General features: G+C 67.8%; 18 protein-coding genes. 6 read left to right on the plus strand and 12 right to left on the minus strand.

All coding sequences use genetic code 11. The annotated features are described in order from the left end of the window. Positions 1-177 precede the first annotated feature (177 nt). From ACFV2O_RS14885 to ACFV2O_RS14900, 4 genes are all read right to left on the minus strand, one after another. Positions 178-534, minus strand: a complete 357-nt coding sequence (locus ACFV2O_RS14885; RefSeq protein WP_364425257.1) for a DoxX family protein — start codon at positions 532-534, stop codon at positions 178-180. Positions 535-845: 311 nt separating this feature from the next. Next, on the minus strand, positions 846-2564 hold the full coding sequence (locus ACFV2O_RS14890; protein ID WP_379252209.1) for a CocE/NonD family hydrolase: 1719 nt from the start codon (positions 2562-2564) through the stop codon (positions 846-848). A gap of 214 nt (positions 2565-2778) precedes the next feature. Beyond that, positions 2779-3396, minus strand: coding sequence for a TetR family transcriptional regulator (locus tag ACFV2O_RS14895; RefSeq protein ID WP_379252210.1), 618 nt, complete (start codon positions 3394-3396; stop codon positions 2779-2781). A 191-nt stretch (positions 3397-3587) separates the two neighbouring features. Then, a complete protein-coding gene (locus ACFV2O_RS14900) occupies positions 3588-4364 on the minus strand; it encodes a response regulator transcription factor (protein ID WP_379252211.1) in 777 nt (258 codons plus the stop codon). Between the two features lie 233 nt (positions 4365-4597). Between ACFV2O_RS14900 and ACFV2O_RS14905 the strand changes: the two genes are divergently transcribed. Next, positions 4598-6475, plus strand: a complete 1878-nt coding sequence (locus ACFV2O_RS14905; RefSeq protein ID WP_379252212.1) for a glycosyl hydrolase 53 family protein — start codon at positions 4598-4600, stop codon at positions 6473-6475. 48 nt (positions 6476-6523) lie between these two features. Here the strand turns inward: ACFV2O_RS14905 and ACFV2O_RS14910 are convergent, their stop codons facing one another. Next, a complete protein-coding gene (locus tag ACFV2O_RS14910) occupies positions 6524-6790 on the minus strand; it encodes a hypothetical protein (protein WP_355078183.1) in 267 nt (88 codons plus the stop codon). A 66-nt stretch (positions 6791-6856) separates the two neighbouring features. Here ACFV2O_RS14910 and ACFV2O_RS14915 point away from each other — a divergent pair, with 66 nt between their 5' ends. Further along, positions 6857-6982: an Rv1535 domain-containing protein gene (locus ACFV2O_RS14915; RefSeq protein WP_364425270.1), complete on the plus strand. Its 126-nt coding sequence runs from the start codon at positions 6857-6859 to the stop codon at positions 6980-6982. A gap of 113 nt (positions 6983-7095) precedes the next feature. Here the strand turns inward: ACFV2O_RS14915 and ACFV2O_RS14920 are convergent, their stop codons facing one another. Beyond that, positions 7096-7524 (minus strand): hypothetical protein, encoded by a 429-nt coding sequence (locus ACFV2O_RS14920; protein ID WP_379252213.1) that lies wholly within the window; start codon positions 7522-7524, stop codon positions 7096-7098. A gap of 95 nt (positions 7525-7619) precedes the next feature. Continuing rightward, positions 7620-9413 carry an AMP-dependent synthetase/ligase gene (locus ACFV2O_RS14925; RefSeq protein WP_379252214.1) on the minus strand — a complete coding sequence of 598 codons (1794 nt, stop codon included), beginning with the start codon at positions 9411-9413 and terminating at the stop codon, positions 7620-7622. Positions 9414-9811: 398 nt separating this feature from the next. On the opposite strand from ACFV2O_RS14925, the gene ACFV2O_RS14930 reads away from it, so the two are divergent. From ACFV2O_RS14930 to ACFV2O_RS14940, 3 genes are all read left to right on the plus strand, one after another. Beyond that, entirely contained in the window at positions 9812-10801 is a 990-nt protein-coding gene (locus ACFV2O_RS14930; protein ID WP_364425274.1) for an Acg family FMN-binding oxidoreductase, read from the plus strand. A gap of 95 nt (positions 10802-10896) precedes the next feature. Next, positions 10897-11433, plus strand: a complete 537-nt coding sequence (locus tag ACFV2O_RS14935) for a hypothetical protein (protein WP_379252215.1) — start codon at positions 10897-10899, stop codon at positions 11431-11433. A 25-nt stretch (positions 11434-11458) separates the two neighbouring features. After that, the gene (locus tag ACFV2O_RS14940) at positions 11459-12358 is read left to right on the plus strand and encodes a universal stress protein (protein ID WP_364425278.1); all 900 of its coding nucleotides are present in this window, start codon (positions 11459-11461) and stop codon (positions 12356-12358) included. Here ACFV2O_RS14940 and ppsA read toward each other — a convergent pair. The 5 genes from ppsA to ACFV2O_RS14965 form a co-directional block, all read right to left on the minus strand. Beyond that, positions 12336-14663 (minus strand): phosphoenolpyruvate synthase, encoded by a 2328-nt coding sequence (ppsA, locus tag ACFV2O_RS14945; protein WP_379252216.1) that lies wholly within the window; start codon positions 14661-14663, stop codon positions 12336-12338. The genes ACFV2O_RS14940 and ppsA overlap by 23 nt on opposite strands. Before the next feature lie 26 nt (positions 14664-14689). After that, complete coding sequence (locus tag ACFV2O_RS14950) at positions 14690-15244, minus strand: flavodoxin domain-containing protein (protein ID WP_379252218.1); 555 nt, start codon at positions 15242-15244, stop codon at positions 14690-14692. 68 nt (positions 15245-15312) lie between these two features. Further along, on the minus strand, positions 15313-18033 hold the full coding sequence (locus ACFV2O_RS14955) for a cation-translocating P-type ATPase (protein WP_379252219.1): 2721 nt from the start codon (positions 18031-18033) through the stop codon (positions 15313-15315). 188 nt (positions 18034-18221) lie between these two features. Next, entirely contained in the window at positions 18222-19664 is a 1443-nt protein-coding gene (locus tag ACFV2O_RS14960) for a wax ester/triacylglycerol synthase domain-containing protein (protein WP_379252220.1), read from the minus strand. Positions 19665-19923: 259 nt separating this feature from the next. Beyond that, entirely contained in the window at positions 19924-21444 is a 1521-nt protein-coding gene (locus tag ACFV2O_RS14965) for an AAA family ATPase (RefSeq protein WP_379252221.1), read from the minus strand. A gap of 384 nt (positions 21445-21828) precedes the next feature. Here ACFV2O_RS14965 and ACFV2O_RS14970 point away from each other — a divergent pair, with 384 nt between their 5' ends. After that, entirely contained in the window at positions 21829-24111 is a 2283-nt protein-coding gene (locus ACFV2O_RS14970) for a heavy metal translocating P-type ATPase (RefSeq protein ID WP_379252222.1), read from the plus strand. The last annotated feature ends 133 nt before the right edge of the window (positions 24112-24244 follow it).

Genomic DNA, 24244 nt, shown 5'->3' on the forward strand with positions numbered 1-24244 from the left:
ACCCCTTAGGAATCAAGAACTCGCTAAAGTGCACACACTTTTGCGGCGGATGTCAAGCCGGGCCGCTCGACAGGCTCGCCAGTCCGGAGCCCGTGCGCAATGGCGGTGGAGTGCGGGCGCTGCGTCACGTCGAACGGCCGCGACGGTCCGCTCGTAGTCCTGCGTCGGGTACGCGCCTCACGAAACTGCCTGTTGCCCAACCAAAATCAGATACGCGACCGCGACGGCAGCGATCGCTATCGCTGGGATCAGCTGCGCGAACCGGTCGCGAACGCGGAGGTGGCTGATAGCGGCGCCGACCATCAGTGCCACGATGCCCACTGCGGCGAGGGCGCCGACGGCGGGGATCGTCAGCCCCAGAAGTACTCCGATCGCACCGAGCAACTCCAAGGCCCCGATACCGCGGAAGGCGTTGACGCTGAATCCGAGGTGCGCCGCGGTGTCGCGTTGGAAGCTGACGGCCAGGGTCATGGTTGTACCGGCCCCTAGCAGAACGATCGCGAGCAAAGCTGCGAGGATGGTTGTTGCGGTCATGGTGATCTCCTGTTTTCGATGTCGAGAATTGGTCCCTGGATGTCAGGGCGGTGGGCATAGCTGAGTGCTGTCTGCCTCATATGAGGCTCGAATGCAGCCCCTCGGTTCGGGGGTGGGCTGACGCCGACGATCTGGATCTCGCCGATGTCGACGGCTCCGTCCAGCGGTTCGGCGCGGGCCTGCCCTCAGATCCGGGGCCGCCAGCCGCAGGTGATATGGGTGGCTCGAGATGCCACCTGGTACAGGTGTGCTCTTGCCGAGTCCGGTCGTAGACGAGGGGAGCGCGGGGCGAATTGTCGGGCCGTCCCTGTTCACTCTCCTTCCAGGATCGGCAGGAGCAGACGTGATCTGGAGTGCACCGTATTGACGCTCGGACTGCCGACGGGGGCGTGACTGAACAGGAGCATAGGGCGGAAGTCCTCGCGGCTGTCGTCACTGGTGAGGATGAGCCGGATGCGGTGCCCGCGGCGGAATCGGCGGGCGTTGGCCACCAGCGGGATGCGGTAGTCGACCGGGTCCCCCGCAGGGACGGGCTCCCACGTCCTCATCGGGAGGACGGGCCTGCCCGTCGCGCTCGCGTCCTCGTCGACATAGCGCATGCCGGCTCGCAGCCAGCCTTGGGTGACGTCGATGGCTTTGCCGTCCGGTCCGACGTCTTGCAGGAGCAGGATCCATCCCGTGTCGGCCGCACTGCTGGTGGCGGTGAGCCGTAGCTCGGGGTGACCGACCATGTCGAGGTCGCCGAGAAGGGGATCGCTGGTCCAACTCAGTTCTGCGGGCATGGCGTTCGCGCCGTCCGTGGCGTAGCTGCGCTCGCCCGGTTGCTCGTCGCCGGTGAGGGAGCCGTCGGAGTTGAGCGACAAGGCCATGTGTGTCGCAGGCGGGGGCCAGGAGTCGGCGGTGAGCCACCGTTCGGCCCCGGGCAGCCAGTAGCGGATGGCGGGGCCTTCGAGAATGCCGGTGTCCCGCCCCTTGAGCCAGTGGTCGAACCAGGCGAGGGCCTCGATGTGCATGCTCTCCCATGGCCAGGGCAAGCTGTGCTCCCCGAGCATGGTCATGCGCACGTGCGGGTTGTGGGCGAGGGCCTTCCAGGCTTGGAAGAGGCCGGGTAGATGCAGGGGGACGTTGGACCACTCGCCGCCGAGGTAGACGGGGATGTCGACGCGGGACAGCAGTTCGGTCAGGTCACGGTCGTCCCACCACGCATCCCGGGTGGGGTGTTCGGTGGCCACCGCGTTCAACAGGGCCTCCCACGGGTGGGCATCGTGGCGGAAGCGGCTCACCAACCGCAGGCCGAGAGTCGCCTGGACGCCGTCGGTGTGCCTGAACCGGCGGTGGACGGCGGGAATCGCGAGAATTCTGCGCAGGAGGCGGGACAGGCCCTTGCGGTAGAGAGAGTCGCCGTGGGCGGACAGGACGCCTAGCGCACGGAACCACGGGGTGATGAAAGCCTGGCTCAACAGGCCGTTGTGGTAAGAGGCTTCCCAGGCCTGAACCGTGACATTGAACGGGAACAGGGCCTTGAGATGAGGTGGGCGCTGGGTGGCCGCCGCCATCTGGGTCATGGCGTAGTAGCTGATGCCGATCATGCCCACGTTGCCGTCGCACCACGGCTGACCGGCGACCCACTCGACCAGGTCGAACAGGTCCTGGCGCTCCTGCTCGTCGAAAAAGGTGTAGGTGCCGTCCGAGCCCACTGTGCCACGAAGGTTGGCGATGACATGGGCGTAGCCGCGTGGAACCCAGAAGTCGGTGGTGCCGGCCTCGATGACCGCCGCGGGGGCACCGAGGTCCTGGAGTTGGCGGGGATAGGGTGCCGCCGCGATGAGCGCGGGAAATCTCCCGTCGGCGGCGGGGCGGTGAATGTCGGCCAGCAGCCTGGTGCCGTCACGGACCAGGACAGGCACATTGTTCTCGCGGGTCGTCCCGTGGAGAGCGGGGGACAGGTCGCGATACTCGCGACCTGTGGTCTGCGGTCCGTTCAACTGACGCTGACCGGGCTCCGCACCGGCTGCTCTTACCCGAGCCACGGCATCCTCATTTCCACATATACAGAAATTAACGGGCTCACGGTACGCCCGGCGCCCCGCTGCAGGCAAGAGCAATTTCCATATATGCTGAAATATTGGTCGTCGGCGGCCCGCGCGCCGCGCTCGGCGGGGCGAACGGTGACGAGCATGGTGCGGCCGCCGGCGTACTCGACCGCGGCGCCGACCGACTCATCCCTGCGGGGTCATCCGCCGCTCAGGCGCTCTCCGAAACATCCGTGCCCAAGGGGCCGGTGAGGTAGTGCTGCACGGTCGGCCCGATCAGGCGGACGACCTGCTTCGTGTGCAGATCGGCGATGCTGTCGAGGGCCCAGACATAACGCGTCATGGCCAGTCCCACGATCTGAGTGGCCACCAGGTCCGCCCGCAGGCCGGCCTCGTCGTCGGGAAGGCTCGCCGACACCACCTGCAAGACAAGATCGGAGAAGACGGCGCGGAGGCGCTCCATGGCGAAGGGCTCGTGACTCGCGGCGAGGATGATCGACCGCAGAATCTCCGAGGTGGCCGGATCGTCCCACATGCGCAGCGCCGCCTCGACAAAGGCTCGTCCGCGCTCCTCCAGTGGCACTCGAGCGGCCTCCCCGATTGCCGCACCAAAGGATTCCGGCGGCTCCAGCGCCGCCTTCAGCAGTCCCATCTTGTTGGAGAAGTAGTAGTTCACCAGGGTGGGGTCCACTTCGGCTGCCCTCGCCACGGCTCGCAACGAGGTTCCGCTGTAACCTCGCTCGGCGAAGGACTTACGCGCCGTTGCGAGGATGCGGTCCGCCTGCGCGCCACGTTCCCCCCGAGGCCCGCGCCCCGCTCGTGCCACCATGTTCCACCGTCTCCTCTGCCGGTTCCGCACTTCCCGACTGCGTGCGACCAAGTTTCCACACGCACTGAAATCTGTTTCAGCCTACCGGGCAATTCAGCTCCCGGTCCTGCGGGAGGCTTCGCACAGCCGTCCGAGCCCGCGAGAGAAAGTGACCCGTATGGCCGCGAGGGCCTTCGAAGGGTGTCCTACCGCTATCGCCGCTGTCCGGGCGTAGGGGGAATGAGGGAGAGGGCTTGGGCCTTTCGCAGCGCTGCGATGCGATCGTGCACACCGAGCTTGCGGTAGAGGTTCTCGGTATGTTTCGTCACCGTCGCCGCCTTGATCCCGAGTCGGGTGCCGATGGCATGCGCGGTAAGGCCGTCGCACAGGAGCGCGAGCACCGCCGACTCCCGGGGAGTGATCTTGTACTCCGCGGGATCCGCGCGCATCGTGTGGTGTGCGAAGGCTGCCGCCTCGTGCGCTTCGACCGTGTCGAGCAGCGACCTGGCGAGCACGGCGTATTCGAGATCCCGGTCGCTGAACCCGCCACCGCTGCGGCTCATGATGACGCCGCGGATCCGGCCGGGTTCGGAACTCAACGGCAACGCCAGCTGGCGGTCGATGCCGATGGCATCCTTTCCTGCCCGGTATGCCTCACCCTTCCACCAGCGATCGTCGGCTACCTCGTCCATCGTCAGCGGGGTTTTGTCTCGCGTCAGCGCATAATGCCGAAGCAGGGGGTGAGACCGCATATGCGCGTGGATCAGTGCGTCGAGCGGTGCCTCGTGGAGCCAGTCCGGCGATCCGGTGAGCGCATGGCCGGTTCCTGCCCGCCAGTTCAGGTCGATGAGAACCGCCAAGTCGCACGGTAGATCGGCGGTCAAGCGTTCCATCAGCAGCGGCCAGACCCGCACCGGCTCCTTCTCGGTGATGATCTGCAACGCGAGATCGTGGATGCGTTTGGCGTCTCCCCCTGGCACAGCGTCCATTCCAGCATTGTGCAGCACCGGTTCCCGGAGATCGGCTCGAGCTGAGAACGGTATACGAAGTTCTTCGTATATCCGCCTTGGAGCACCGAAATTATCGTTGGTCTCCGTAAGTATCCGGCGGACCGTCCCTTTGGATCGACACGGCGTCGGCCGCATCGAAGGATGGTTCGCCCGGAAAGCGGACCAGGAAGCACGCTGCGCTGGAAGCGCGCGCAAGTTTGCCGGGGGAATGTATGCGAACATTTGTCGTCAATCTCGATCGTGACACCGAGCGACTGACCGTGATCTGCGAGAATTTGGCGCGCCACGGGATGATCTTCGAGCGGTGGCCTGCCACCGACGGGCGGACGCTGGATTTCGATCATCCGGAGCAGGGCGAAGTTGTCCAGGACTTCGGCCGCTGGGCGTCGCTGGAGGCTGCCTGCGGGATCAGTCATATCAGGCTCTGGCGCCATATCGTCGACCACAGGATTCCGTGGGCGATCGTGCTCGAGGACGACGCCGAGCTGATCTCTCCGCTACCCCACGACGTCGACGAGTGGGGACTCCCTCCGGACTGTGATCTCGTCTTTCTGAGCAGCAGGGCCACACCGGGCCGGATTCGTTCGACCAGCGGCAGGTTCTCCTACGCTGACCTGATCGGCGGGGCCGGTACCGAGGGGTATCTCGTCGGACTCGCGGGTGCGGTCAAGCTCCTGCAGATCATGACTCCACTCAAGGATCCGCTCGACTTCCAGATGTACGCCCATGCGGAGTCCGTACAACGACACGATGCGTTCCCTTACTTCTGGAAACTGCCCATCAATCCGGCCGCGGCGCATGTGCGGCTCGACGCCTACCGCCTCGTTCCCGATGTCGTACGCCATACCGGAGCGGAATCCAGTATCGGGAACAGCCGCCATCCCAGAGCCAGATTCTACTGTCGGCTGCTTCTCGGGCTGGACTTCGCCGACGGAGGATACGGATCGGGCGGCTACACGAACATTCGAGCCGAGCCGGCCCGGCACACTGGCGATTTCGCCGCACGACGACCATCCCGGCACGTCACCGACTTCTTTCACGGAGTCGACTTGTCGCACTGCCCGGGTGGGCGCGCGTACGAGGTCGCGACGACACTCGCCGACCACGGAGTGAACAGCGTTCGCCTGAGCGTATGGGTCGACGACAACTCGCCGATGAACCTCGAGCACGCCATCGGCTTGGCTCAGGCCGCTCGATCCGCCGGACTCGCGATATGTCTCACTCTGCACTATTCCGACACCTGGGCGGATCCGGGTAAACAGTGCAAGCCACGGGCGTGGGCATCGCTGCCGATCCGGACGCTGATCGAGGAAGTTCGCCGCTACACCGCACACACCCTCACCGAGTTCCGCCGTCATGACATCCAGCCGGCCATGGTGCAAGTCGGCAACGAAATCACCAACGGGATGTTGTGGGCGGAGCCGGGACAGGATCCACGCAGCGGCGCGCGGCTACACCCGGAAGACGGCGTCGAGAGCGACTGGAATTCAGCCGATCAATGGGTGATTCTGTCCGAGCTCTTGCGCGCGGCGACGATGGGCGTGCGGGAAACCGCCGATTCCACCCTCATCTCTGTTCATCTCGACCGCGGCGCCGACGTCGAGGGCGCCGAGTGGTGGTTGCGGTACGCGGACCATTTCGACGTCGACTACGACGCCGTGTCGCTGTCGTTCTATCCACTGGCACATCACAACGCTACGATTTCGCGGCTGCGCCGAATCGAATCCCTCTGCGCATCGCGACCGCACAAGAGCGTGTTGATCGGCGAGACGGCGTATCCCTTCAGACCGATCGCGGGGAACGACCGTACCTACACCGACATCGAGCGGGAGTTCTCCTTCGACGCGCGCGGGCAGCACGAATACCTCAGATCCGCTCTGCGAACCATTGGAGACCTGTCGACAGGATGCGGACTGTTCTGGTGGGGAGCATGTTTCATCGACGACAGCGTCGAGCGGTCCGTCGACTACTTCCGCGCCCACGCCCTCTTCGACGCCGATTGGCGCCCTCTTCCTGCACTCTCGGCCTTCAAGGAGAATCCGGGGTCGAGGGCCAACACACTCATAGCCGAAGCCGCCGGGCCACGTTAGTGCCGTACGCCACGCTCGACCGGACAGCCCCGGGCCCGAGCGCTGGATCTAGGCCTCTTCAAGGGCTTCGCCGATTTGGTGAGCGACGCGATTGTGCTGGTCCTGCGCCAGCCAGTGACCGGCCGCGAGGACCACCGCAACGGGCCATTCGATGATCTCCGCCGCAGCCAGCGCACCGAGTGCACCGTAGTACGCCAACTGTTCGGGTCGAGGGATGCGGACCCGGCCCACTACCGGCAGTTCCACCGCGAAACCCTGCGCGGCCAGCACGCGATCTACGGCATTCCGGTGGCCGGTATGCGATTTTTCGGCCATTTTTTACCTTCCGGTAAGAGTGTGTTGGATAGGTCGATGCCTGGCATCCGCACGGTGTCCAGTGTGATGACAAATGGTGCAGGCGGCGGCTCGGATCAGCTGACGGGCGCGCTGACGCAGGTTCTGGCCGTGCCGTTGCGTGAGCTGTACGCAGTGCTGTGGCGCCTCGGGGTCGTCGAGATCGTCGACTGATCACCACGTTGCCGACCGCCCGCGGCGAACAGCCACGGGGGCATGTCGGCGACGGCGGTCGACAACGCCTGGCGCCGACCCACCGGGGCGTACCGCAGGTCCACGTGCGACGACTAATGCATGCTCGGCGAGCGCTGCGCCCGGCCCGCGCTCTCCGGCGCGGGAATCGCACGCTCGTCGTCTCGACGGGCGGACTGGCCGCTCTGCGCGTGCGGCTCGGGGCGCCCGGCGCGATCACCGGCCTCGGGCGGCGGCAGCCTGCCCGATCGCTGCCCGAGCTTCTGAACCACCAAGGTAGCGCCGCCGACACCCAGCAGCACCGGCCAGTCCACCAGACCCGTGGCGCCGATCGCCACCAAAGTCAGTGCCGCCGCCGGTGTCGAGTGGCTGCCGCTGCCGAGCCCCTTCTTCACGCCGATCGCGGCACCTTGGATGCCGCCGATCACACCGTTGACAGCGGCGCCGCCCACGGCGCCTGCCGCAGCCGTTGTCGCGCCGGCCGTCCGGGCGATCATGTCCACCACGCCTTCGGAAATCTTCATGGGTCACTCCGTTGCGTTCACCATTTGGACACCTACGAGCAAACCAAAGTTTACCTCTGGCGAGAAGTCGGAGCGGGTGTTGCGTCAGTCCGCGATCACTCGCTGTATATCGCGCTGACCTCTGCGGCGAAGTCGCGGAGTACGAGGTTGCGTTTGAGCTTCAACGATGGGGTGACATATCCGTTGTCCTCGGTCAGCTGGGTGTGCAGCAGGCGGAATTTGCGGACGGCCTCGGCGCGGGACACGGCTCGGTTGCCGTCGTCGACAGCGGCCTGGACAGCGGCCAGTAGATCGGGGTCCGCGGCGAGATCGTCGACACTGGCGTCCTGGGGTTTGTCATGCAGCTGTTTCCACAGGGGAAAGTGCTCATCGTCGATGGTCACCAGGCAACCGACGAACGGTTTGCCGTCGCCTACGACGATCACCTCACCGATGATGGCGTGGGCGCGGATGCGGTCTTCGATCACCGCGGGAGCCACGTTCTTACCGGCGGCGGTCACGATGATCTCCTTTTTGCGCCCGATGATGGTGAGGTACCCGTCGTCATCGAGAGTGCCGAGGTCGCCTGTGGCGAACCAACCGTCGCGGAACGACTCGGCGGTGGCACGCGGATTGTTCCAATACCCGGTGAACACGTTCGCTCCGCGCAACAGGATCTCGCCGTCCTCATCGATCCGGACCGAGGAGCCCGGGAGCGGTTGGCCGACCGTGCCTATCTTCGGCCGGTCGTCCGGATTGAACGTGGCGGCCGCGCATGTCTCGGTCAGCCCGTAGCCCTCCAGCACGGTGAATCCCACTCCACGGTAGAAGTTGCCGAGGCGTTCGCCGAGCGGCGCGCCGCCGGATATGGCGTGCGTGGCGCGGCCGCCCAGCGCGGCGCGCAGCCGCCGGTAGACCAGCCGGTCGAACAGCGCATGCCGGATCCGCAGCGGGAGCGGTATGTGCCCGGCGCCCCGGGCCCGGCCGTAGTCGATGGCGGTCGTGGCTGCCAGATCGAAGACGCGCTCGCGGTGGGCGAGTTCGGCTCGAGCGCGTGCGGTGTTGTACACCTTCTCGAAGACTCGTGGCACGCCCAGGATCAACGTCGGCCGGAATGCGCCGAGTTCGGCGGTGACATCTTTGACATCGCTGACGTTCGCGATGTCGACCGGGACGTAGGCCGCCGCGACTTCGGCGATTCGGCCGAGCACATGTGCCAGCGGCAGAAACAACAGCACCGAAGACTCTCCGGTGCGGAACAGCGTCGGCATCCGGGCGGTGATGTTGCCGAGTTCGGCGAGGAAGTTGCCGTGGGTCAGCTGACACCCTTTCGGGCGGCCGGTGGTACCGGAGGTGTACACGATCGTCGCAGGCGCGTCGGCCGCTACGGCGGTCCGCCGCTCCACGACGGTGGCGTCGCTGATCCGTGCGCCCTCCGCCGTCAGGTTCGCTATGGCGTCGGCCTCGATCTGCCAGCTGTGCGTCAATTTCGGCAATTGGTCGCGTACTGCGGCGACCACGGCCGTGTGGTGATCGGTCTCTGTGACGATGGCGGACGCGCCGGAGTCGGACACGATCCACTGCACTTGTTCGGACGAGGAAGTTTCATAGACGGGGACCGAAATCGCGCCCGCGTACCAGATCGCGAAGTCCACCAACGTCCACTCGTACCGCGTGCGGGACATGATGGCCACGCGATCGCCTGCCTGGATGCCGTTGGCGATCAGTCCTTTCGCCGTCGCCCACGCCGCGGCGCGGAACTGGGCGGCGGTCACATCCTGCCAGCGGCCGCCTACCTTGCGGGAGATGACGGTCAGATCGGGGTACCGCTCGGCGTTACGTTCGATCAAGTCGGTGAGGTTCGCCTCGGCGGGCACTTGGTACAGAGCCGGCAGTCCGAATTCCCGCATGATCGGTCCTCCTCGGCGCTGCCGGAGGGCGCACGATGCGCTCGACCTGGGTGAGCCGCGCACTACCGAGTATGGTCCGCGGCGCATCGATGCGGCGATGGACGTTGGCAGTCGCGCTCAAGGACATAGGTCCTCTTCAGTGCTGAGTGGTAGGCCCACGACGCCGTACGCCCAAGTTCTCGGCAGCCGGTGACGTGCCAGAGTGCCCGCTGTTCGGTGACCTTCGGCCGTCACCTGCGCGACGGGTTCGCGCGATGCTGAATCCAGGCGAAAGCGGGCCCACCGGTTCCTGGTCACCGAGGCCACCTGCCGGACCGGCTCGGAGTTCGTGCTGGACGGTGGCGCGGCCGCGGATCCGGTTTCGCGCCTGCCGGACGAATCTCGATGAGAGGCAAGCGATGCCGAGAACACACCCCGATTCCGAGACACTGCGATCCGCGTTGGCGCTGGCATCTCGTGCGCCATCGGTGCACAACACCCAGCCCTGGCAGTGGCGGCTGGGACGCGAGACCGTCCACCTGTACGCCGACGAGAGCCGAAGGCTCCCGCACACGGACCCTGATGGACGTGACCTGCTGCTGAGTTGCGGTGCGGCGTTGCATCATCTGCGCGTCGCCGCTCGCGCGGAGGGGTGGGAGACGGTGATCCATCGGCTACCGAACCCTGCCGCGCCCGAGCATCTCGCCGCCGTGGAATTCCGTCCGACCACATGCACGCCCGAACACGTCGAGTTGGCGCGCGCCATCGGCAAACGCAGCACGGATCGCCGCCGCTTCAGCTCGTGGGAGGTGCCGTCCGCGCATATCGAGGCCATCGTCGCCGCCGGGGTGGCGACCGGAGTGCTCGTGCGCGATGTCGAGGCCGAACCGGCGCGGACCCAGTTGCTGCGAGCGTTCGAACAGGCGGCCTGGCAGCACGCCCGTGACGTCTCCTACGGCGCCGAACTCGCCCAGTGGAGCGGCAGGCACGCGGCGCCGCAAGGGGTGCCGGCGCGCAACGCGGTGGCGACCGAGGCCGACCCAACGGTGCGTCCGTTCTCGAACCCGGGATTGCCGCAGGCGGTGGTGCGTGACATCGATGCCGCCGACCGGATGATCCTGCTGAGCACCAGCAGTGACGATCGGTTGTCCCAGCTGCGGGCCGGTGAGGCCACGAGCGCGGTGCTGTTGACCGCCACGTCGCTCGGGCTGGCCACTTGCCCGTTGACGGAGCCGATGGAGTTGGCCGACACCAGGGAACGCATCCGTGCCCACGTTCTCGACGACAGCGCGCATCCGCAGATGATCGTGCGGATCGGTTGGGCGGTTCCGAGCGCGGATCCGGTCCCGCCCACGCCGCGCCGCCCGCTCGACGAGGTGGTGCATCCGCTGGATCGTTCTGGTTCATGACGAGGCGTGCCCCGGAGGGGTGATCCAAGGTGGCGCGGTATCCGTCGCGGACGGTTCGCCTGTGGCGATGGCGGCCGTGGAACGGCAATCCACTGATGCGCGCTTCGGACCGGTGGGAGGCACTGGTGCGGCTGTTCGCCGCGATGGCAGTGCTGATCGCCGTGCCGCTCGCCGTTGTCGCGGGCACGGCAGGCAGCACGAAGGCCGCGGAGCGGATCCGAGTGGAGAACTCCGCCAAGGTGGCCGTGACGGCGACGGTGGCAGGCGCACCGGAACCGGTGCTGACAGTCGCTGGACAGGACGACGCACGGGCACGGTTCCAAGCGCCGGTGCGGTGGAGCCGGGACGGCCGCGAAGGCAGCGCGACCGTCCCGGTCCCCGGCGCGGCGGAACCCGGCAGCCACGTCACGGTGTGGTTCGATTCGGCCGGGAAGACAACCACACCGCCGCGGCCGTACTCGGACGCGCTGTGGGCCGGAGTCGCGCTCGGCTCGGTCACCTTTGTCGGAATGTGTTTCGGTGCGATGGTTTCGGCTTCATCTACCGCACGGTTGCTCGACCGAATGCGTGGCGCTCGCTTGGCGGCCGAATGGCGGCGTCTGAGCGGACCGATCGGAACGGACATGGAATGACGGACCTGGGATCGAGGAGAGCGCCATGACGGAGAACTCGACCGCGCACGTGGAACCGCCGGATCGGCCGATCGTCGTCGCCGTCGATGGTTCGGCCAGCTCGTATCACGCTGCGGCGTGGGCCGCGGCCGACGCCGCGCTGCATCGTTCCCGACTGCACATCGTGACGTCCGTCGCTGTGCCGCCCGGGTTCGGCCTCGGCGCCACACTGACCGAATCCGATATGGAATGGCTGCGCAAGGACGGGGAACGGGTGCTCACCGAGGCTGCCCGCGTCGCCAGGACCACGGCATCGGGGGAGGCGCTGGCGATCAGTACCGAGTCGACGCTCGAGCCGATCATCCCGGACCTACTGGCCCGGTCCGAGCACGCGAGAATGCTCGTCGTCGGCAGCCGCGGGCTCGGTGCGTATCGGCGCGAGTTGCTCGGCTCGGTGAGCACGGCGGTGACGCGGCACGCACACTGTCCGGTGGCGGTCGTGCGCTCGACTTCGGCGACCGACGCCTTCTCCGCGGGAAAGCCCGTGCTGGTCGGGGTGGACGGAACCGACAACAGCGTGCCCGCCATCGAAGTCGCCTTCGAGGAGGCCGCGCGCCGTAAGGTCGGGCTGATCGCGCTGCACGCGTGGAGCGATTCGAGCGGTATCGATCTCGTGCCCGGCTGGGATGCGGTGGGGGAACGGGAGGACGCGTTGCTCGCCGAGAATCTCGCCGGATTCGGCGAGCGCTACCCGGAGGTGCCGGTGCGGCGTGTGCTGGTGCGTGACCGGCCGGTTCGTTCTCTCGTCGATCAATCGGACGAGGCCCAATTACTCGTGGTGGGTAGCCACGGCCGCGGCGGGTTCCCCGGCATGCTGCTCGGTTCCACCAGCGCGGCGTTGCTGCATACGGCGGAGTGCCCCGTCATCGTGGTGCGTCAGAGCTGACGCGGGCGTCGTTTCGCACCGAGAGCGCTTGCTCGAGTAGCACGCGCCGTTCGGCGGCGGCGATCGCCCGACGGGCCGCGGGCACCGCGTCCGGCGTCACCGAAATCGAGGTGATGCCCATCCGTACCAGGTGTTCGGCGAATTCGGGGCGTGTCGAGGGGGCCTGCCCACACAGCGAGGCCGTGATCTTCAGCCGTCGCGCCGTCTCGACGATCCTGCCGATCGCGTCGAGTACGGCGGGGTCGGATTCGTCGAACAACTCGGCGCAGGTAGCGGAGTCGCGGTCGACGCCGAGCATGAGCTGAGTGAGGTCGTTGCTACCGATCGAGACGCCGTCGATGCCCAGCCCTACGTATTCGGGGAGCCAGTGCACCACCGAGGGCACCTCGGCCATCACCCAGCGGTGTAGTCCACGCTGGTTGCCCAGCGGGCTGGTGTCGACGAGGTCGAGGCAGGCCTCCAGCTCCCAGCGGGTGCGCACGAACGGGATCATCAAGTGCAGATTCGGCGTTTTCTCGCGGACGAGGGCCAGGGCGGTGAGTTCGAGCGCGAAGACCTCGGGTTCGCGGATATAGCGGTAGCAACCGCGGTACCCGATCATCGGATTGCGTTCGTCGGGTTCATAGCGTGTCCCGCCGGCGAGGTCACGGAATTCATTGCTCCGTAGATCGGTCGCGCGATAGATCACCGGCCGCGGGGCGAATGCCGCTGCGATCCGGTGCAAGGGCGCCGACAGCCGTTCGACGAAGGCGTCCTGCTCGCCGCGGGCGATCAGATCCCGGGGGTGGCGTCCGTCGAGGGCCTGCGTGATCAGCGTTTCCGCGCGCAGCAACCCGACACCGTCGACATCGGTGGCCGCGACTCGTTCGGCGGCATCCGGTAGAGCGAGATTGACGTAGACGCGGGTCGCGGTCGGTTCCGCCGGGGCGGTCGGCTCCGACGGCCTGGGCGCGGTGTGCACCGGTTCCGATCGCCCGGCGTGCACCTGACCCGCGGACCCGTCGACGGTCACGACGGCGCCTTCGGTGAGGGTGGTGGTTGCCGTGCGGGTGCCGACCACGCATGGCACGCCGAGTTCGCGGGCGACGATCGCGGCATGGCATGTCATCCCGCCGCTATCGGTGACCAGGGCCGATGCTCGCGAAATGGTCGGTAGCCAATCCGGATTGGTCATGGCGGCGACGAGTACCTCGCCGACCCGCAGTGTCGAGCCCTCCGACGGCGAGCGCAAGATCCGGACGGCGCCGCTGGCTCGGCCGGGTGCGGCGGCAAGACCTCGTAACAGGACCTGGGTGGGGGCTGGTGCATGCGCCGGAGTTCCGGTATCCGCGCGGCCGGCCAGCGTGGTGATGGGCCGGGCCTGCACCAGCCACAGCCGCTCGTCGTCGAATGCCCATTCGACATCCTGCGGGATGCCACCGTGCAGCTGCTGTACCTGCAAGGCCGTCCGGGCTACCGTCAAGGCCTCGTCTTCGCTGAGTACCTGAGCCGCGGCCTCCTCGTCGGTCAGCTGGATCCGCTGGTCACCGTCGGGCCCGGGCACGACGGCGAATCCCTGGTGGCCGGTGCGCGCGGCGATCAGCGTGGGCCCCTTGGCGTCGAGCATGTAAGTGTCGGGCTCGGTCGCTCCGGAGACCACGACTTCGCCTTGGCCGCGCGCTGCCTCGATGACCACGCGATCGCGGCGGCCGGTCGCGGGGTCGGCGGTGAAGGCGACGCCCGACCTGCGGGCGGCGACCATACGTTGCACCACCACCGCGATATCCGGTCGTTCGTGCATCTCGCGGCGGGCGCGGTAGGTGAGTACGCGCGGGGTGAACAGGGATGCCCAGCAGTCGACGACGGCATCCATCAGCCGGTCGTCGCCGCGAATATTGGTTCGCGACAGGTTCATTCCCGCGAAGGAGGCGGTCGCGCTGTCTTCGCCGACGGCGGATGAGCGCACCGCGACCGAAACGGAATCGCCGAGCCGGTGGTAGGCGGTCAGCACGGCGTCGTGCACTCCCGCCGCCATCGGTGTGCGGTGCACGAGTGTGCGCATACGGGTGCACAGTTCGTCGAGTCGCGTGTCGTCGGAGCGAGTGCCCTCCGATGCCGCTTGCAGCGCCTCGGCGTGCAAGGCGTCGAGTTCGGCACCGTGCGGCCCGTGGATGATCACCTCTTCGTAGCAGGATTTGAGGATCACGTACCCGGGTGGCACCGGCAGGTGCGCCGCCACCAGCTCCCCGAGATTCGCGCCCTTGCCGCCGACGCGGTCTGCGTCCGTCAGCCGCAGGTCACCGAGGTCGGTTACGTAGTCGCCCATAACGGCTCCGATCGGACTGTGGCAGCTCACGGAGTGATGGTGGTGGAGCGGGCGGGCGGCAGCCGGAGGCTTCTGGCGATGGTGTCTGTCCAGGAGCGGACCGTTGCCCAGTCGCGGAGATCCCCGTAGCGGCCTTTGCCGAGCAGCCGGTAGAGCATCCGGGTTCGCAGCGAGATGCCGTCGCTGTCGTACCGTCCGGCGAACGCCCGATAGTCGCGCGCGTCGATGTCGTCGCGCAGGGCGGCGATCTTCTTCGGGACGATCCGGCCGAGTCGGCGTCCGATCGGTCCGCGCAGTGCCGGTGCGAGCCCGACGCTGAACAGCCAGACGTCCTTTTTCGCCAGCTCGTCGTGGTGGGCGTGTGCGTAGTCGGCGACGGCAGGCAGGAGCTTCATGTTGTGGACTGCGCTGCCGAGGACGAGGGTGTCGAAGTTGGACAGGTCGGGCGCGTGGTCGATATCGGCGAGTTGGACGATCGCGTCGCGACTCGACAGCTCGGTGCCGATGAATTCGGCGATGTCGCGGGTCGATCCCTGTTCGGTCGCGTAGACGACGGCGATGCGGTGTTGGTCCTGGTCCATGCCGAAAATTCTGCTCGCGGGCGCCGAGCTGGGTGAGAGGACTCGTGCCCTGGGCCGGGGGACCATGGTCATTGCCGGCGGCGGCGCAGTAACCAGCGGCGGATCTCGTCGGCGCCCCAGACGATGAACGGGTACGGCAAGGTGAACGCGAGCATCGCAGGGGTCAATGCGGCGGTCCCGAGCAAACGTTGCATCACCGGGACGTAGATGATCACCGCGGCGAGGGCGAGTTCGAAGACGATTCCCCACAGCAGCAAGCGGTTGGACAGTACGCCGATGGAGTGCAGTGAGGCACGATCGGTGCGTGCGGCGAACGCGGTGCCGATCTGGCCGGCGACCATGCCGAAAAAGGTCATCGTGGTCGCCTGCTGATAGGTGTGGTGCAGCGGGGTACCGGGGCCGGTCGGATCGCCCGGGTGCCAACCGCCGTGCAGCAGCACGAAGAAGAAGCCGGTCATGGCGAGTATCGCCGCGATCACCCCGAGGAACAGCCACGCGCGCAGCAGCATCGGTGTGCGGATCACCGACTCACCGCGTTCGCGTGGTGGTCTGCGCATCAGGCCGGGCTCGGCCGCTTCTCGTCCGAGCGCCAGCGCGGGGAGTGTCTCGGTGCCGACGTCGAAGGCCAGCAGCTGCATCACGGTCAGAGGCAGCGGTACCGCGCCGCCGGAGAGCGCGAACACCAGCAGCGGAGTCACCTCGGGCGTGGTGTGGGCGAAGATGTAGCAGATGAACTTGCGAATGTTGTCGTAGACCCGTCTACCGGCCTGGATGGCCGCGGTGATGGTGGCGAAGTTGTCGTCGGTGAGCACCATGGTGGCCGCCTCGCGAGCCACGTCGGTACCGGAACGACCCATCGCCACCCCGATATCCGCGCGCCGTAGCGCGGGCGCGTCGTTGACGCCGTCTCCGGTCATGGCGACGACATGGCCCGCCGCACGCAGCGCGTCCGCGATGCGCAGTTTGGCCTCGGGCGAGGAGCGGGCGAAGACCAGTTCGGCCGGGCCCGCCAGCAGCTCGTCGAGATCCGCTTCGCTCATCCGCTCCAGTTCCGCGCCGGTGATCACGGTCGGCGTTCCCCGCGTGATGCCGATCTGATCGGCGACCGCCGCAGCGGTCAGCCCGTGATCACCCGTGATGACGACGATGCGGATGCCGGCGTCGTGGCACAGTCGCACGGCCTCGGCGACCTCGCGCCGAGGCGGGTCCTCCATGGCGACCACACCGAGCAGGACCAGATCTCTCTCGGCGAGTTCCCGATCCCGCGGTGCCGTGGAACCGGCGACATCACGCTCGGCCACGGCCAGCATCCGCAGACCTTGCTGCGCGCGGGAATCGACGAGTTCGGCGAGCTGGTCGCGGCGCGGCGCATTCAACGGACGGATGCCGCCGTCGCTGCCGAGCTCGGCGGTGCACAGCGGCAGCAGCGACTCCGGGGCTCCCTTCGCGTGCACCCGCAGCCGACCGGTGTCGTCCGCGTCGACGGTCGACATGCGTTTCCGCACCGGGTCGAAGTGAAACAGGCGTTGCCGCAGACGCTCTCGCTCGTCGGTGCGCACCTGCTCACCCAACTCCGAGGCCGCGGCCAACAGCGCCACCTCGGTGGGGTCGCCGACGGCGGGGCCGGTATCGGCGAGACGAGCGTTGTTGCAGGCGACCATCGCTTTCGCGATGCGGGTCAGGGTGAGATCCCGCTTTCCGGACCGTGCGTCAGGGGTGTGCGCTCCAGTGACGGTGTCGATGGCGACTACTCGCATGCGGTTCTCGGTGAGGGTTCCGGTCTTGTCGGTGCAGATCACATCGGTGGAGCCGAGGGTCTCCACGGCGCTGAGGCGTTTGACGACCGCGCCGCGGCGGGCGAGATCGCGCACGCCGATCGCCAACGCGAGGGTGATCACCGGCAGCAGACCCTCGGGGACGTTGCCCACGAGGAGCCCCACGGCGAAGACCACGGAATTGATCGGGGACAGTCCGGCGCCGAGCATCGCGAGCGGAATGAACGCCGCCGCGAGCAGCACGGAGATCAGCGCGATCAACCAGGCCACGCGGCGCACTTGATGTTCGAGCGGGCTCTCGTCGCGCTCGACGCGTTCGGACAGGGCCGCGATGCGGCCGAGTTCGGTGTGCATGCCGGTGGCGAAGACGATCGCGCGTGCCTCGCCCTCGGTGCAGGATGTGCCGCTGAAGACCAGTTCGCGGGCCTGCGCCAGCGGCACTCCGGCGTCGACGGTGTCGGCGCTGCGGTAGACGGGCATCGACTCGCCGGTCAGTTCGGACAGATCCACCTCGATGCCGCCGTCGAGCAGCCGCGCGTCCGCGCAGATTCGGTCGCCCTCGGCGATGACCAGTACGTCGCCTGGCACGACGCCGGTCGCCTCGACCTCGGCGACCTGCCCGTCCCGCACCACTCGTGCTCGCATCGGTAGATACGCCGCCAGTGCCTCCACCGCCTGCTCGGCATGCCTTTCCTGCGCGAACGCGAACGCGGCGTTGATCATGATGACGACCACGATCGCGAGCGCGACCGGAACGATGCCGACCGCCCCGGCCAGAACCGCCGCTGCCCACAGCAACAGCGCGAGCGGGTGGGTGAATTGACGAGCCAGGTCCCGTGGCCAGGTCCGGCGGCCCCGCCTCCGCAGCATGTTCGGTCCGTAATGGATGAGGCGTCGCTCGGCCTCGCGTGTGGTGAGCCCGCGGCGGCTGCCACGCAGATCGCGCAGCAACAGGTCGATCCGCTCGGTCGGATCGACCCGCAGACCGGGTTCGGCTTCGGCCAGGCCGGTCACAACGGTGCCGCCCCGTCGCGGAGGCGGTCCAGGACGGCGGTGAGCCGCCGGATCTCACCGCCGACCTGGCGCGAGGCGGATGCGGCTCGGAGGTGGCGTTTCATCGAAGCCTCCTCTGAATTCCTCTCGCCATGAGCGTGCGCTGCGGTAGTCGTGGCAGCGGGGCTGAAGTCCCGCTCTGTGGGGCCCTACCGGTGTCGGAAGGCTGGATACGACGGCTGCGAGTCCACGTCTTCTCGCGATTCGGGGCCGGGTACCGCCGCGCGCTCGGTGCCGAGCTCGAGCACCGTGGCGAAGCCGGTGGCGAGACACTCGGTCAACGTGTCGGTATCCGGGACCGCGGCCGTATCGGCGTTGATCCCGACATAGCAGATCCCGGCATGCGAGGTCAGCGTGACGTTGACGGCCGTACCGATGGTGGGGCCGAAGGAATACATCCGGTCGATCCGCGCCCCGGCGATGTAGAGGGGCACAGGGGAGCCGGGGACGTTGGAAGCGACGAAATCGACGTGTTTGAGCAGTCCGGTGAGCAGCCGGGCGGGCAATCGGTTCAGCACGGCCGCGACGGCGCCCGACAGCGGAATCGCCGGTTCTCGCCGCCAAGCCGCGACCGCGGCGTCGACGGCGCGCATGAGTTCCCCGGTTTCGTCGAGATCGACCGGTAGCGCGAAACGGGCGAGGGTGATGCGGTTGCCACCGAGCGGGTCGTCGGGGGTGCGCAGGCTGATCGGCATCGTCACCCGTAGCTGGTCGAGCTTCGCCCCGTGGTGGCGGTGGTACGTGCGCAAACCGATCGCCACGGCGGTGAGGAAAGCATCGTTCAACGTGCAGCCCGCTGCCCGTGCCGCACCGCGCAATCGTTCGAGCGGCACGTCGAGGACCGCTACCCGGCGACCAAGACTTCGCCTTGTCATCACGGGCGACAGCGTCGTGGTGATGGGCCGGGCCAACCGGACCAGCGAGCCGGCCAGCGCGGTGCCTTCGCGCACCGCCCGCGCTGGATCGGCGAGTGCTCGCCGGATCGTGGGCGGCGTCGAACGGACCCCGCTCACAACGAGATCCGAGCCGACCGCGACGTTCCACGAGACTATGTCGCGCAGCGCGCTCTCCGGGTCGCCCCGCGGTTCGGATGGATGCCCGCGGTCGGTGCCCGCGCGGTCGAAGTCGAGCAGCGCCGTAGCGATCTGGATGCCGCCGATGCCATCGGTGAGACTGTGGTGCACCGTCAGCACCAGGGCGCAGCCCGCGCCGGCCGAACCGCTGAGCAACGTCGAGCGCCACAGCGGGCGGGCCGGATCGAAACCGGTCATGGCCTCCGTACGCACGAATTCGAGTACCTCGGCCGGACTCGCCGGTTCCGGTAACGCGGATCGACGCACATGCCACGACAGATCGAAATCCGGGTCGAGCACCCACCGTGGCGGGGCGAGGCCGAGTGGTGCGGCGATCAGCCGATGCCGCAGCCTGGGCACCACACGGGTGCCGCGATCCATCGTTTGCAGTAGGCGGTCCCAGTCCGGTTCGGAATCGAGGATCAGGGCCGACACGATCGTGGAGCGCAGGACCGGATCGCGTTCCATGTTCCAGGAGAACAGATCCGACTGCGACATGTGGATTTCGCGGGAGTCCATCAGCTGCTGCCTTCGTCCACTGCGTATCAGGTGGAGCGGTTACCCACTCCGGATCTGGCCCCGCCGCGAGACCGGTACGGCCGATGTCCTACGCGGTGTCGGCGGGCCAGTGGTTCACTCAGTCTGCCGAGTTTCCCTCGACGGCGACCGATGACGAAGACCCCTATCCGGAGGCCCTTCGTCCTTCGGCCGAGGCAGTCGAGTCGCCAGGGCGGTTTTCTCGATCCGCGGCGTACGACCTCCGGTGCGGTGGGGTGGCTCACCCGCGCCCGATGGAGGTCGGCACTGGGTCCGTCACGTCGCTCCAGACCTTCAGCGCCGTCATGATCGATCTCTCGATCGGTTGTGCGGTGTCGAGTTCGATGGCCTCGGGCCACGGCGCTGCCGCGGCGGCCAAGGCGTCCGCGATCGCGGGTGTGGCCTCCGAGTCGCTCTTGGGCCTGGCACCGATCCGCTCGGCCGCGAGTGTTCGTGGGCAGGCGCACCGCAGCGACACCAGATCGCTGCGCGTCTCCTCGGCCACGGTGGCGGCTCGGGCGCGCTGGTTCGCGTCGGTCCAGCTGGCATCGAGAATCACCGAGACGCCGTGCTCCAACAGGTCCCTGGCCTGGGCGAGCATCCGCGAATACACCAATTCCTTCGCGGCGGGCCGATAGGCGCCCGCGCCGAAGACTCCCGCGGCGCCGGCGATGGATCCTGTGGCGCGCAAAGCGGCGCGGACACTGTCGCTGGAGATCGCGACGGCGTCGGTCTCGGCCGCCAAACGGGCAGTCACCGTGGATTTCCCGGTGCCGGGCAGGCCGCCGACCAGCGCGAGACGTACGGCGCCCTGTTCGAGATGCTCGACAGCGAGGGCGAGATGTCGCCGGACGCGCCCCGCCGCTTCCGGATCGCCCTGATCGGCCCGGATTCCGTCTGTTTTCGCGCGGACCGTCGCCCGATAGGCGATGTAGTGATGCCGAAGCGACGGCGGCGGCGAATCGCGCGCGGCGCGCAGGTAGTCGTGTAAGAAGGCGTCGGCTTTCGCTGGGTGACCCAGGAATTCGAGATCCATCGCCAGGAATGCGGCGTCGTCGAGACCGTCGACGCAGCGCAGTCGGTCATCGAAATCCAAGCAGTCGAGGATTCGGAAGCCGTCGGGCAGGACGAAGATGTCCTCGGCGAGGAGATCCCCGTGACCGTCGACGATGCGGTTGTCGGCGATGCGCTGCGTCAGCAAGGCGGTGCGGCCGTCGACGAAGCGCGTCGCCAGGTGCACGGCGCGACCGAGCGCGCCGGGATCGATCGTCCCCTGTGGACGTTCGCGTAGCGGCTGGAACAGGGCGTCCCAGCGCCGTCGCAGCTGCTCCGGTGTGCCGGCTCGGTCGATGTCGGCGCCGCGCCGTGCCCCTGCGTGGAAACGCGCGAGAGTCTCCGCCAGCGCGCGCAGCCCGGCCGTCTGGCGGGTCGGGGCCGCGAGCATGGTGGACAGGCGTAACGCGTCCGGCATCCGGCGCATCACGATGACCGGCTCCGCGGCGCCACCCTCCGGGTCGGTCAAATGCGCCAGCCCCAGATAGACGTCGGGCGCGAGACGTTGATTCAACTCGAGTTCGCGGGCGCAAGCCCGCTCGCGGTTCTCCGGCGTGCCGAAGTCGAGGAAGTCGGTGACGATCGGTTTCTTCGCCTTGTAGGCACGGTCGCCGCACAGCAGCACGAGCCCGGTGTGCGTCTCGCGAAGTTGCGCGAACGATTCGTGGGTGGTTCGCAGGGCGACGCGTAGGGCCGAGACATCGAGCATGACGGCTCCCTCTGCTAGACGAGTCGAGCTTCAGGGTCGTCCGTGGCAACCTCCTGTGCCTAGGGTCCAATGGCCTACCGCCCGGGCCGTGCCGTGGGCGTCGATGGCGCGAAGGTCGTTCGTCCAATCGGCTCGGGACCATTTGCCATCTGTTCACCGACCCGCGGATCTGTCGTATCTCGCGGTCGTTGCGCAGGCTGGACACCACATGGCTGCTGCGCGGGCGGCGACCTCCGAAAATCACGGCGTCTTCTCCGGCCCGTGGCGGGTGCGGAGTCGGCGCAAGCGCGGCGGGATCGGAGGTAGTTCGTGCGAGATCTGTCGAACCACCCACAGGAAGTCGCTGGAGCGACAGACGGCGAGTCGCGGTCGGGGCATACCCGGATGATCCGTCTGCTCGCCCTGACCTGTGTGATAGCCGTGCTGGTCGTCGGCGGATCGGCGGTGGCTTTGTTCAATGCGCAGGCCGCTGATCTGATGTGGTCGGCGGCTACGGTGGCGGCGCTCGTTCCGGCGACAGTGTGGGTGCTGCAGGATCTGCGAAGAGGACGCTACGGCGCGGACCTGCTCGCATTGATAGCGCTGGCCGGCGCATTGATCGTCGAGGAATACTTCGCCGGTGCGCTGATCGCGCTCATGGTGGCGACCGGGCGGGTGCTGGAGGCGTACGCGGGTCGCCGCGCCGGACGCGATCTGTCGGCGCTGTTGCGGCGGGCCCCGGCACAGGCACATCGCCGTCGTGGCGACGACGTGGAGACCGTGGCCGCGACAGCGATCTCACCCGGGGACCTCGTGGTCGTGCTGCCGGGTGAGACGGTGCCGGTCGACGGCATCCTCGCCACGGCGGGCGTTTTCGACGAATCAGCGCTGACCGGCGAGTCGGTCCCGGTGGTGCGGCGCGCGAGCACCGAGGTCCGCAGCGGTGTGGTCAACGCGGGCGCGGCTGTCGACATCCGAGCCGCGGCGACGGTGGAGGCGAGCACCTACGCCGGGATCGTGACGTTGGCGCGGCAGGCGGCCGCCGCTGCCGCACCGACAGCGCGACTCGCCGATCGGGTCGCGGTGTGGTTCCTTCCGCTGGCGCTCACCATCGCGGGCGCGGCCTGGCTCGCTACGGGAGATCCGGTGCGAGCGGTGGCGGTGGTCGTCACAGCGACGCCGTGTCCGCTGCTGCTGGCGGTGCCGGTCGCGATCACGGCCGGAATGTCGCGAACGGCGCGGGCGGGTGTGGTGGTGAAAGACGGCGCCGCGCTCGAGGCGCTCGGCCGGGCACGGTGCCTGGCGATGGACAAGACCGGCACTGTGACGGTGGGACGGCCGGAGGTGCTCGATATCGTCACCGCGCCCGACGCCGACGCCGAGCAGGTGCTGCGCCAGGCGGCGGCGGTGGAGCAATTCTCGCCGCATGTGCTCGCACGTGCAGTGGTCGCCGCAGCGGCGCACCGCGGCTTGAAACCTGCCCTCGCACAGCATGTTTCAGAAGAACCGGGACAGGGTGCGACCGGGATCGTAGACGGTCGCGCGGTGCGGGTCGGGCGGCTTCCCGCCCGAACGGAGCCGGCGCCGTGGGCGTTGGCGGCGCTGCGGCGGGCACGGTTGGATCTGGCCGCCGTCGTGTGGGTGTGTGTCGAGCAGGAACCTGTGGGCGCACTGCTGCTACGTGACCGTATCCGCGTAGATGCTGGGCGCACGATGCGCAGATTGCGATCGGCGGGTTTGCGAAGACTGCTCATGCTCACCGGCGACCGAGTCGACAACGCGGCCGAGGTGGCACGTCTGCTCGGGCTCACCGAAGTCGTCGCGGACGCCGACCCGGCCGACAAGATCGCAGCGATCCGAGCGGAACGACACAACGGTGTGACGGTGATGGTCGGCGACGGGGTGAACGACGCACCCGCGCTGGCGGCCGCCGACGTGGGTGTGGCTCTGGGCTCGCGCGGGTCCACGGCGGCGGTGCAAGCCGCCGACGCGGTGATCGTGGACGACCGCATCGACCGGCTTGCCGATGCGGTGGAGATCGCCCAGCGATCACATCGCCTTGCGGTACAGAGTGCGGCCGCTGGGATGGCGATGTCGCTGGCGGCGATGATCGCCGCCGCTTTCGGACTGCTGGTGCCCGCGGCAGGCGCGCTCCTGCAGGAGGGCATCGATGTCGTGGTGATCTTGAACGCGTTACGCGCCCTGCGAATGCCCCGGAGACGCCCGACCGAGGCGATCGAGCCGCTGGTGGCACGCTTCACCCGGGAGCACGAAAGGCTGCATGCCGCGCGCGCGTCCGTCCGGCAGGCGGCCGACGCGTTGTCGACCGGTCCAGGACCGGATGCCGACGCCGCGGTCCGCCACGCGTTCGAACTGTTGGTGCAGGACATACTGCCGCACGAGCACGCCGAGGAGTCGGAACTGTACCCAGCGTTGACCGGCTACCTCCGCGATCCGGAGGCGATGGTGACCATGAGTCGTGAGCACACCGAAATCGAACGTCTGATTCGCCGTATCGGCCGTCATCTCGATGACGCGCCGCACGGAATCAGAGCGGATCAGCTCGATGACCTGCGCGCCTCGCTCTACGGATTGGATGCCATCCTCACCTTGCATTTCGCACAGGAGGACGAAGCTTTGTTCACGCTGGCTCCCGCAGCCGACAAGCCCGTGCCGAGTTCGGCCTGAGGACCTAAGTCCAGCGCCCGAGGGGCGGCCGACTCTGCTCCGGCCCGATTGCGAACGGGCAGAGTAATCGGTACCGACAGCGGTATGTTCCCGCGGACAGGATCGGGCACACAGTGGGCTGTCGCGAAAGGAC

Source organism: Nocardia sp. NPDC059691, assembly GCF_042733915.1.
Lineage (GTDB): Bacteria > Actinomycetota > Actinomycetes > Mycobacteriales > Mycobacteriaceae > Nocardia > Nocardia sichangensis.